Below are 11,518 nucleotides of genomic sequence, written 5' to 3' on the forward strand. Positions count from 1 at the left end.
CACTCGTATTTTAGTTAACGTTCACGATTCACTGCTACGGTTAACTTTAAAAATTAATATATGTGCGACCACTTTATACACTTAACGCTTGAACAAATTGACGAGCTTGCTCGCTATCAATCACTATTTGTTCTGTTAAGGCAGAAAGAGAATCAAATTTCATTTCTTTTCTTAATTTTTTCAGCAATATCACTTCAATTGTTTGACCATAAAGATCAAAATCAAAATCAAAAATATGTACTTCTAACTGCTGTCTTATACCTGCGACTGTTGGTCTAGAGCCTATATTAGCGACTCCAAAAAACAATCCATCATCGGTTTTTACTTTAACCGCATACACACCATTAACAGGTGAAACACGTCTTTTTAATTTAACATTCGCCGTAGGAAAACCTAATTGACGGCCTCTTTTATCGCCATGAAAAACCCGACCTATTATTGAATAAGGTCGACCAAGCATCATTTCAGCTTGCTCTAAATCATCTTTTTCAAGAGCCTTACGTATTTCTGTACTACTGATCCTTTGATCGAGTATCTTATAACTCGCAGTATCTGAAACATGAAAACCAGAAGCCTTTCCAGCTTCAAGCAACATGTTGTAATTACCTTTACGGTTTTTTCCGAATCTAAAGTCATCACCAACAATCAAACTTTTAATACCCAACTTCTGTACTAATAAATCTTCAATAAAACTTTCTGCTGATTGCGTTGCAAACTTCAAATTAAAATTTACACAAATTAATCTCTCGACACCTAACGAAGCCAACAATGTATATTTATCTCTTAATCTACATAACCTAGCAGGTGCTGTTTCTGGAGAAAACAACTCTCGAGGCTGAGGTTCAAATACCATAACGGCTGCTGTGCAATTAAGTTCTTTTGCTTGTTTTATTAATGCATTAATCACTTCTTTATGGCCTAAGTGAACGCCATCAAAGTTACCTATAGTTAGTACACAGCCATTATGCTCTGGTTGTATATTATGTATACCGCGTATTAACTGCATTTATTAAAAAAACCTTTTTTAACTAAACTTTTATTGAACTTCAATTATCTATCAAGAAAAACCGAGAAATTATATATTACTCAACCCTAAGAATCAGCATCTGAACGCAATTTCATCACATTTATTTACGATCGAGTCATTTTAAGTCATCGCCAAAGGAGAATTATCTTTATCTATCAATAAAACTTAGGGTAATACTTTGATATCTTTCATTCTAATCCCGAATAAAATAATAGAAAAAAAGTAACTTATTACACCCAAGCTAATACAAATAATCAGTTGAATAAGTTGTTCAAGTTTAGTCATATTTAACCATTCAATAAATGGAGGTGAAATTAGATAAACAACAACGCCCATAACACCAGCAGAAATAATAATTCGCGCCATAAACCATAATGCTTTCGAAGATAAACTAAAAACATTTTGATTCCTTAATCCTCTGTATAGTAGAAAGGCATTTAAAGACGCCGACATAGTTGTCGCTATGGCTAAACCAACGTAACCAAAGAATGGTGCCAACATCAAATTAAACGCCATATTAGCTACCATAGCTTTGATACCGATAATTACAGGGGTTTTAGTATCTTGACGAGCATAATAAGCTGGAGCCAAAATCTTAATAAACATGAAACTGATCAAGCCAGATAAATATGCAAAAAGAGCGTATGAAACATTAAGTACCGTTTGTTCAGAGAATTCTCCACGCATAAACAAAACCATAACAATAGGTTGAGCTAGTACCATAAGACCAGCCAAAGCAGGCCAACCAAACAAAGAAACTATTTTAAGCCCCCATTCAACAGTATCTCGAAACTCTCCAGAGCTTTGTTTAGCATGTAGTTTTGATAAGCTTGGTAAAATAACGGTAGCGATACCGATACCAAATAAACCAAGTGGAAACTCTAAAAGTCTATCAGCGTAATACAACCAACTAATCGAGCCTGTGACTAGAACACTGGCAATAAGTGTATCTAGTAATAAATTAATTTGTGTAACGGAAACACCAAATAACGCTGGCACAATGAGTTTTCTAATTTTACTAACACCTTTCGAATTCCAAGCCCACTTAGGTTTAACTAGTGCTCCAGCCTGTATTAAAAAAGGAATTTGAAACATAAACTGCACTACCCCACCAACAAAAACACCAATTGCTAAGGCATAAGCGGGGTTAGGCATTATAGGAGATAGGAATATTGCACATGTAATAATGCAAATATTAAGTAATACCGGCGTGAAAGAAGAAACAGCAAACTTACCTAAAGTATTTAAAATAGCTCCCGCCAGTGCAGTGAAACTAACAAAAAATAGATAAGGAAATGTTATCTTTAATAAAAATGAAGCAAGTTCAAATTGCTCAGCTTTAGGTCCATCATGTAACCAATCCCAAAACCAACCAAAACCAAATAAAATAACAAAAAGAGGTGAAGCAATAACACCTACAAGCGTCACTAACGTAACTAATACACCTAAAGTCCCGGACACTTGAGCAATAAGCTGTCGTGTTTCAGGTCCTAACTTATCACCATCTTTAGCATGATATTCACTGAGTACAGGAACAAAAGCTTGAGCAAATGCACCTTCTGCAAACAATCGTCTTAAAAAGTTAGGGATCTTATTTGCAAAAAAGAATACATCAGCAGCTACACCGGCTCCCATAACATTAGCAATCACAACATCTCGTATTAATCCAAGCACTCGTGAGACAAGTGTCATAATACTAACAATCAATCCTGATTTAATGAGTTTCTTACTCAAAATAAACTTCCCATACCTGCTAATTCTTATCATTTAACCGAATCTATTATTATGCGTTTTTTTGATAAGGAGAAACAAGCGTTAAAATTAACTTAAACACCTATTTTAATTAGATTGTGATAAAATAAATATTCTACCTTTCTCTTTGGTTTTAAATTTCATACTAAAATTAAAAATAAAGCGAAATGGTTTGACAAACAGCTTTAAAACAGGCATATTTCGTCGCCTTAAATCTAGGCAATATTTATTAATTTTAGGAGTTCACCTTGGCTAACTCAAAGTCTGCTAAGAAGCGCGCAGTACAATCTGAAAAGCGCCGTCAACACAATGCAAGCCGTCGTTCAATGATGCGCACATTACTTAAGAAAGTGATCGGTGCTATCGAAGCCGGTGACAAAGAAACAGCAACTAAAGAATTTGCTTCTGCAACACCGATCTTAGATCGTTACGCAAGCAAAGGTCTTATTCACAAAAATAAAGCTGCTCGTAGCAAAAGTCGTTTAAACGCTGCTATTAAAGCTCTTTAGTTTTGTATTAAAGATTGAAAAACCGGCAATAGCCGGTTTTTTTTTGTCTAAAATTTATTTCCTAAATAACCTTAGCTCGGATTAATGGGTTTTATATATTGTTGATTTATATTCTTATATTTAGCTTTATGCTGATAAAGATACTAAAAAAACTTTAATCTTACCTCAATGATAATATTTATGTGGTTATCAAGGCATTTTTATAAACCAATAGCTGGCTATTGGGCGTAAAAATACGGTTTTTTTTATTCCTGATAAAAACCAAGAACCTGCATCCATGCAGGCAACGTAGATAGGCGCTTAAATAGCATTATTGAGTAAAATAGCTTAACCCGAGCTGAGGTTAAATAATTAAATCCCTGTAAAACTTCCCATTCAACTGAACTCAGCTTTAACTAAAACTTCAATCCATAAATTAATTCTTAATCACTTTACTGATGCCTAACAAACACCCAAGATCACTTTCTTATTTTAAACAATAAAAAAGGAAGCTTTCGCTTCCTTAAATAAATATACGTAATTAACTGACTATACACTATTTGGATTAAACGCTGATTGTTCAAAATAAGAAAATACAGCTTCAAAAGCACCTTCTTGGTACTGTTTTAATCCTGTATCTCTAAAATCAATATCTACCTGACTTTTAGCTAAAGACTTCTTAATTTCAGTACCGGAAAGAATCTCAACAGCCAAGTCTTGAATTAATTGAATAGCAGCTTCTAATTTGAAGCCCACAGGTCCACCAGAAAACTTACCTTTTAAAGCACGACCGCGAATAACAACCTTATCTACCTTGTAATCTTCCATCAACTTAGCGAAAGTAAACTGAAACGTTCTTACTTGTTCTGCATCGCCAGCATCTGCTATTGATATTTTTTGTACTCGAAGATGAGGAATATCATATAATCCATTCTCTCTCGACATGATACAAACAATTGCATCATTACCTTTTAACTCTACGCCACATATTCTCATGTATAAAACCTCATTGAACTAATGGGGTTATTATAAAACAATTTTGCATTAAACGTCGTTACTTAGATAAAAAAAGAGAACATCTTTTGAATGTTCTCTTTCTTATGTGGATTTATACACTGAAAATTAGGTTCTATTTTGATTTTTAGCTGATGCAGTTAAAATATCAAATTTAGCAACTTCTGAAATTTCATTTCTCATATTTTCTTCTATTCGATCGATTGCAATTAAAGCATCACATAAAGCATTAGCTCGCTTCTCAATATCTTTGCCTCTTAACTCCATTTCATATTCCATCTGTTCTTCAAAGTTTTCCATTTTGGCTTCAAATGCATCCATATTACCGCCTGAAAAAAGAAGCTCTTGCCCTACAGCAACCATAAGGCTACCAATAGAGTTTTGAATAGTTTGTTCAACAGCACTTTCTATACGTTCTTCAAAGTCATCACCAAAGAATTCATTACGAGAAAAACCATCTTCATCAAAATATATTGTTTGATCAGCTGAAAAACTTTTCTCTATTTCATAATTAATCTCATTAAAGTGTGTAGAAAGGTCTTCGACAACCGCGTTATTTTCACCAAGTAATTCATTAAATACTAAACTAACACCTTCAGAGGCTAAGCTAAGAGCATCAGTGGCTACATTTTTGGCTTGAGGGATCAATGCTCTAATATCTGTTGAAAACTGTGTAACTAGAATTTGTTGATTTGAAGTTAACGGCACTTCCTCACCTTTAATCACTAAGGTACTATTATTCACTATTTTATATAAACTTTTATCATGCTTTAAGAACTCAATATCTGACTTAGAAATACTTACTCCACCATTTATATCTACATTACAAGAGTCACTAGAATATGATGTTTCATGTGCAAAACTACTGGTACTTACTAATACTAACCCTACTAATAATGTTTTCATGTTTATGCCTCAATTTATATGTTGTTTAGTAAATACATTACAAAAGTGATGCCAAAAACATAATCCTTTATAAACAAGGATTTAAAAAAAACTCAACAAATAGAAAATCTGAAAAACAAAAGAAATAAGATATAAGACTAAAAAATAGTGAATTTGACTAATCGGAATTTAAGATTTGAAGATTTGAAGTTTGAAGTTTGAAGATTTGAAGTTTGAAGTTTGAAGTTTGAAGTTTGAAGTTTGAAGTTTGAAGTTTGAAGTTTGAAGTTTGAAGTTTGAAGTTTGAAAAGGTCAGAATAAAGTTACAGATACAAAAAAGGCAAGATATTATCTTGCCTTTTAAACGCTTTTATTAATAACCGAATTTAATCGGCGATTAAATTAAAGTGCTTGAATGTTTTCTGCTTGAGGACCTTTTTGTCCTTGAGTAACAGTAAACTGTACTTTTTGACCTTCAGCTAAAGTTTTGAAACCGTCGCCTTGGATTGCAGAGAAATGTGCAAATACGTCTGGACCAGATTCTTGCTCGATAAAGCCAAAACCTTTAGATTCGTTAAACCATTTTACTGTACCAGTAGTAGTAGACATAATAATATCCTATTCTTTTAAGAGTAATTTTTTGCTCCAAAATGGAGCGGTGTTGCAGGAAGTTTTGCTATTACTTATTAAACAGGACGAGCTACTAATATAACATCGAAACGGCGTACATAAATATAGGTCTTACTTTCTAGCTAGGGACATTCTAGCTGAATATAATTCTTAGTCAAGTAGTTTTGCTGATATAAAAATAAAGCCTTTATATTTGATTTATAAAGCTATGTTTTTATTTGTTGTTTAAGGCACTTAGTTCTATTGTTTTTATCTCTACTCGTTTTGATTAATTCATCCCCATAATCAAAACCACCTAACTTAACCGTTCGGTCATACATTAAAACATTAACAGTAGCAGCCAAGTTCATGCAACCAACTGTAGGTATATAAACAACGGCATCAGCTCGATTAATTATATTTTGTGGAATGGTCCCATCTTCTGGACCGAAGATATAAAGTGCATTTTCTGGGTGTTCAAAATGAGGAAGTGGAGTAGAGCCTTCAACTAAATCAACACAAATAACTTTGGTTTCAGAGGAAAGCTGTTCTGTAATATCATCAACACCAATTAATGGTATTTTATTTTTTGCATTTTTAGTATCAGTATTAAATTTTGCTGCATTTTCGTATCGTTTACCGGTGTAATAAACATTATTTGCTCGATAACATCCAGCTGCACGCATAACAGCTCCAACATTTGTTGGGCTTTTTGGGTTGATTAAACCTATATTTAACTCAAATTTTGGCATGTTTTCTAATCGTTAATGATATTTATGGTCATTATAAAGAATTAATTTATCTTATAAACTAACCTGTTACTCTAATTTAACAGCTTCCACAGACTTAATGGGTTAATTCTTGTTTTGCCCATTACTTTTATCGGTATTTTTTATATAGTAGATCATCTATAATTTTGAAAAAGCGTACAAACTATACGTTTGTACTTATCTAAAATTTACTCTTAAGGATTATTCGTGAATAAATTAGCCTCTTTCGTTTTTATTATTTTATTATTTTGTGGTGCTGCATTGTGGTTTTTAGCAAATGGATCTTTAGATGATTTCATCAAGCAACAAATAGAAACACAAGGTAGTAAATTAACCAATCAAACAGTACTTGTTAAAAATGTAGAAATGAAACTTACTAAAGGTTCCGGCGCTATTAATGGTTTTAGCCTAAGTAATCCTGAAAAATATAACTATCCGAATGCATTCTCATTCGAAACAATTTTATTAGATATTAATATTTCAAGTTTGACTGAAGATACCATTGTTATAGATGAGATAAGAATTAATAACCCTCAAGCATTTGTTGAATTATCTCAAACTGGCTCAGCAAACTTATCTGATATTTTAAATGATATAGAAAAGAACCTACCGAAAAGCGAATCGACAGAAGCTGAAACCGAAACAGGTACACAATCAGAACCTAATATTCGTGTAAATAAACTGATTCTTTCAAGCACACAATTATCATTAGATTTATCCGCATTAGGTAATAAAGAGCATCAGTTAACATTACCAGATATTAACTTAACCAACATTGGTGGCGAAAAAGGTTTACCGGCAAGTCTTTTAGGTGCTGAAATTGCTAAACAAGCACTTTCTTCTATTTGGAAAGAAGCTAAAGAAGAACAAAAAAAGAAACTTACCGAAAAAGCTAAAGAAAAATTAAAAGAAAAAGCGTTAGAGAAGCTTGGTGGATTTTTTAATTAGCGGTAAACCTATTTAATTAAAACTCTAAATTAGATCAATAAGAAAAGAATAAGAATAAATAAAAGGGATTGAATATGTCACGTTCAAAAAGCATATTATCGAAGGTAGCTTTAACTTTAGCTTTGGCTTTACCTGTAAGCTCATCTATAGCTACAGAATATGAAATTACGCCATATATAGGCATAATGTCTAGTTCAGATTTAACTGTTCCAGAGAGTGATACTTCTATATCTCTAGATAATGCAACTCATTTTGGAATTGGTGTCGCTTGGCAAGAATCTCCAAGCGGTCAAGGCCAAATACTAGTAAATTACGCTAGCCATGACTACGAGTATGGTGATGAAGGGAAAACCAGTTCTTTGGACGTGTTATATGCTCACTTTAATGGTATAGCCCAGTTTCGCCAAAGGCAATATATTACTACCGTTTCTATTGGGCTTGGTGCTGCACGCTTCAGTGCTGATGGTGGTAGTGAGATTTCACCATCATTCACTGCGGCAATAGGTACTCGATATGAAATATCTGATGTAGCCTCCATAGTTACAGAATTAAGAGGCTATGCTAGCTTAATGCAAGATGGTGATTCACTATTTTGTCAAAACGATGTATGTGCCGCTGAATATGATGAAGCTGTTTGGATAGACACTTCTTTATCTGTTGGTTTTTCTTATAAGTTTTAATCATCAACTTTCAAAGAATTAACATATATCTTTGTAATATCATCAACCAAACTTACAATAGGTCGCTCAATAATGCGACCTATTTTTTTGTCTCCTAAATATACAACAAACGTTGGCGTGTATTTAATGTTATTTGAGCGAGCCAAGTTTTGTAGGTCATCTTTATTCAAATCTAGTGCAATAAGCTTAGAAGTAACATTTAAATTATTATCTAAAATGGATAGTAATTTAGGGACTTCTCTTTCGCTGTCGTGACACCAAGTCCCAAAATAAATATCTATATGTAAACCACTAGGCCAATCACTAATTTTTAACTTATCTTTTTGAGAAACAGTGTATGACTCATAACCTGCTTTAAACACCGCTTCATGACTTAATAATTGACTCTTTGTAATAACCCCAAGCATATTTTCTTGTGAAGCCAAGCTTTCTGTTATTGACGCACTATGGCTACATGCAGTCAAAAAAATAAAAAGAGTCAGTACAATACTTTTTAATATTTTGTTAGAAATAGACATGAATAATCCTTTATTTATAAATATGAGTAAAACTATTTCTTAAGCTCATTAGCTTTAAGTAGCATAGACTTACTTTCTTTTAAAAACTCACCTGCGTAATCACCAAACCAATCTGATACTTGATTAAACATATCAATAAATGAATCTTTATCGCCCATTTCTACATCTTCTAGTAATTCTAAAAAGCGATAAGCAAAACGTTTCATCATTTGAATATTATCGGCATTTGAAAATATTATATCACTATATAGAACAGGGCTTTGAGCAAATAATCGTCCAACCATAATCAACTCTAAACGATAAATAGGTGAGCTCATTTCAACTAATTGTGCAATGTCTGCACCTTCAGTCATTAAATGGTAACCATAAGCGATAGTAGAAAAATGACGCATCACCTGCACCATAGCCATTGCTTGATCATGAGCGGCTGCATCTACTGGGTAGATTTTAGCACCCCAAACTTCTATCTGCTGTAATAGCCACTGATAACTATCAGGTTGCCTTCCTTCACATGCTATTACCGTTTGCTTAACTAAGCTTGCCACGTCAGGTCCAAACATTGGATGCAAGCCAACAACCGGACCTTTATGTACTTTAAGCATTTCATATAAAGGTGACTCTTTTATACTAGTAACATCAGCAAGAATACATTCATCAGGTAAACTATTAAGTCGCTGAATAATGGTAGTAGTTAATCGAATAGGTACAGCAACAATAACAACACTGGCATTGGTAAAAATAGTTTCACTATTGCACCAGTCCTCTTGTTCCATGATTTCTACTTGATAATTAGAGCGAGTAAATAAATCTACAAAGATCTTACCTAATTGCCCTTTACCACCAATTACTACAATTTTTTTACAGTCAGGATTAACACATAAATAGCCACTTGAGTCTTGGCTCAAGTATGAGTCACTCATTAATCGTCGCAATACATCCTCAATAACATCAGGATTTAATCCAGCCTCTTGTGCTTGCTGCCTGCGCTTAGTTAATAATGCTTCTTCTCGCTCAGGAGCGTAAATGGGCATTCCAACTTCATTTTTCAGTGCACCAACCTTAGTGGTAACCGTACGTCGCTTTTTTAATAAATTAACTAATTGAGAATCGATATCATCAATTTCATTTCTTAAACAGGCTAGCTTTTCATCAAATACGTGTTTTTCCATTTGTGTCTCAACAATGTACGGTGATATGTAAAATATAGTGTCAATTAATAGGCTTGTGTAACTTTAGGTCTAACTTTGCAATAGATAATGGGGAGTTGTAAAGAAGTAGTTTCTCTGAAGAGATTTATTTCACCTATTCAGCCAATAAACCCAAGGTAGAAATTCATCTCATGTCATTTATCAGAATAGCTTATTAATAAGCGACACAATAAAAGACAATGAGAATAAATTTTGATTACTAAAGGTCACTACAACCTATACGATACGTGATTTTAAAACTGTTTTAAGCTTTTCATCAGCTTTCGCAATAAGTTCTTGTGTGCTTGCTAAATCAATACAACCGTCAGTAATTGAAACTCCGTAAGCTCTTTCTGCAATTGGAATACTATCACTTTGTTTGCCTGCATTTAAATGACTTTCAAGCATGATACCTATAATAGACTTATTGCCATCCGCTATTTGATCAAAAACATCATGAGCCACAATAGGTTGACGAGCATAATCTTTACTTGAGTTTCCATGAGAACAATCTATAACAATACCAGGTTCTAAGCCTTGTTTTGCTAGAGCTTCCTCACAAATTGCGACATCCTCAGCATTGTAGTTAGGCTTTTTGCCTCCGCGTAAAATCACATGTCCGTCAGGGTTACCTGAAGTTTTAATTAAAGACACTTGTCCTTGTTTGTTAATACCCATAAAACGGTGTGAAGAAGCTGCAGATTCCATCGCATTTATTGCAACATCTAAGCTACCTTTAGTACCATTTTTAAAGCCAATTGGCATTGATAAGCCCGACGCCATTTCTCTGTGTGTTTGCGATTCAGTCGTACGAGCACCAATAGCAGACCAACTAAATAACTCAGCTAAGTATTGTGGGCTAATAGGATCTAATGCTTCTGAAGCTAAAGGCAAACCAAGTTCAGTTAAAAAGATTAATAGCTCTCTTGCTTTTCTTAAGCCTGTTTCAACATCAAATGATCCATCCATATGAGGATCATTAATTAGTCCTTTCCAACCAACAGTGGTTCTTGGTTTTTCAAAGTAGACTCGCATTACAATGTATAAGCTGTCTTTGTATTGCTCATGCAGTTTTTTAAGCTCTCTTGCGTATTGTTTAGCAGCATCAATATCATGTATAGAACATGGACCACTAATAATAAGTAAGCGACTGTCTCTTTTATGAATAATGTCAGCAATAACATTGCGTGCTTGCTGCACAAATACTCTGCCTGATTCAGGTAAAGGTAATTCTTTTCTTAAATCATCAGGTGTGATCAATACTTCTTCAGAATTTACATGAACATTGTCTAAGCGACTTTTTTTAGTTTCGGTGCTGTTTTCTAGTGTCATAATGTTAGCCTCTTCAAGGTAATGAAATAAGAATAAATCCAATAGTCTTACTTAAATGTAATAGTAAAAGGCCAGAATAGTTATAAAATAAATCAAAACTCTTACAAATACAAACTGTAAACTTATATTTACTCAATCTGTATCAATTATGTTACACACTTTAATCTAATACGTACATAGCCTAGACATAAAAAAAGCGCCTTTTGGCGCCTTTTGGCGCTTTTTATTAACTTTATTTTGACCCGTCCTAAATAAGGTTGACACTTTTCTTTAAGTAAATTGGAGAGTGTTATGAAATCAACAACTAA

The 11,518-nt window shown here is 33.6% G+C and carries 12 protein-coding genes; 3 read left to right on the forward strand and 9 right to left on the reverse strand.

Annotated elements, in window-relative coordinates; translation table 11 throughout:
• Positions 1–73: 73 nt before the first annotated feature.
• Entirely contained in the window at positions 74–1,006 is a 933-nt protein-coding gene (ribF, locus tag Q5N69_RS17120; protein WP_304370305.1) for a bifunctional riboflavin kinase/FAD synthetase, read from the reverse strand.
• 186 nt (positions 1,007–1,192) lie between these two features.
• Positions 1,193–2,761 carry a murein biosynthesis integral membrane protein MurJ gene (gene murJ, locus Q5N69_RS17125; protein WP_304370306.1) on the reverse strand — a complete coding sequence of 523 codons (1,569 nt, stop codon included), beginning with the start codon at positions 2,759–2,761 and terminating at the stop codon, positions 1,193–1,195.
• Positions 2,762–3,027: 266 nt separating this feature from the next.
• Between murJ and rpsT the strand changes: the two genes are divergently transcribed.
• Positions 3,028–3,288, forward strand: coding sequence for a 30S ribosomal protein S20 (gene rpsT, locus Q5N69_RS17130; RefSeq protein ID WP_304370307.1), 261 nt, complete (start codon positions 3,028–3,030; stop codon positions 3,286–3,288).
• A 528-nt stretch (positions 3,289–3,816) separates the two neighbouring features.
• On the opposite strand, the gene Q5N69_RS17135 is transcribed toward rpsT, so the two are convergent.
• The 4 genes from Q5N69_RS17135 to Q5N69_RS17150 form a co-directional block, all read right to left on the reverse strand.
• Positions 3,817–4,263: a DUF3010 family protein gene (locus Q5N69_RS17135; RefSeq protein ID WP_304370308.1), complete on the reverse strand. Its 447-nt coding sequence runs from the start codon at positions 4,261–4,263 to the stop codon at positions 3,817–3,819.
• A 126-nt stretch (positions 4,264–4,389) separates the two neighbouring features.
• The gene (locus tag Q5N69_RS17140) at positions 4,390–5,187 is read right to left on the reverse strand and encodes a DUF2884 family protein (RefSeq protein ID WP_304370309.1); all 798 of its coding nucleotides are present in this window, start codon (positions 5,185–5,187) and stop codon (positions 4,390–4,392) included.
• Positions 5,188–5,568: 381 nt separating this feature from the next.
• Positions 5,569–5,775 (reverse strand): cold-shock protein, encoded by a 207-nt coding sequence (locus tag Q5N69_RS17145; protein ID WP_304370310.1) that lies wholly within the window; start codon positions 5,773–5,775, stop codon positions 5,569–5,571.
• A 227-nt stretch (positions 5,776–6,002) separates the two neighbouring features.
• The gene (locus Q5N69_RS17150; RefSeq protein ID WP_304370311.1) at positions 6,003–6,527 is read right to left on the reverse strand and encodes an RNA methyltransferase; all 525 of its coding nucleotides are present in this window, start codon (positions 6,525–6,527) and stop codon (positions 6,003–6,005) included.
• Between the two features lie 225 nt (positions 6,528–6,752).
• Here Q5N69_RS17150 and Q5N69_RS17155 point away from each other — a divergent pair, with 225 nt between their 5' ends.
• Positions 6,753–7,493 carry a hypothetical protein gene (locus Q5N69_RS17155; protein WP_304370312.1) on the forward strand — a complete coding sequence of 247 codons (741 nt, stop codon included), beginning with the start codon at positions 6,753–6,755 and terminating at the stop codon, positions 7,491–7,493.
• A 74-nt stretch (positions 7,494–7,567) separates the two neighbouring features.
• Positions 7,568–8,173 (forward strand): hypothetical protein, encoded by a 606-nt coding sequence (locus Q5N69_RS17160; protein WP_304370313.1) that lies wholly within the window; start codon positions 7,568–7,570, stop codon positions 8,171–8,173.
• Here the strand turns inward: Q5N69_RS17160 and Q5N69_RS17165 are convergent.
• The 3 genes from Q5N69_RS17165 to Q5N69_RS17175 all read right to left on the reverse strand — a co-directional run bounded on the left by Q5N69_RS17165 (position 8,170) and on the right by Q5N69_RS17175 (position 11,210).
• A complete protein-coding gene (locus Q5N69_RS17165) occupies positions 8,170–8,691 on the reverse strand; it encodes a thioredoxin family protein (protein WP_304370314.1) in 522 nt (173 codons plus the stop codon). The two genes, Q5N69_RS17160 and Q5N69_RS17165, sit on opposite strands and share 4 nt — an antisense overlap.
• 32 nt (positions 8,692–8,723) lie before the next feature.
• A complete protein-coding gene (tyrA, locus tag Q5N69_RS17170) occupies positions 8,724–9,860 on the reverse strand; it encodes a bifunctional chorismate mutase/prephenate dehydrogenase (protein WP_304370315.1) in 1,137 nt (378 codons plus the stop codon).
• Positions 9,861–10,115: 255 nt separating this feature from the next.
• Positions 10,116–11,210: a 3-deoxy-7-phosphoheptulonate synthase gene (locus tag Q5N69_RS17175; RefSeq protein ID WP_304370316.1), complete on the reverse strand. Its 1,095-nt coding sequence runs from the start codon at positions 11,208–11,210 to the stop codon at positions 10,116–10,118.
• Positions 11,211–11,518: the final 308 nt, after the last annotated feature.

Source organism: Pseudocolwellia sp. AS88 (genome assembly GCF_030551755.1).
Classification (GTDB): Bacteria; Pseudomonadota; Gammaproteobacteria; order Enterobacterales; family Alteromonadaceae; genus Pseudocolwellia.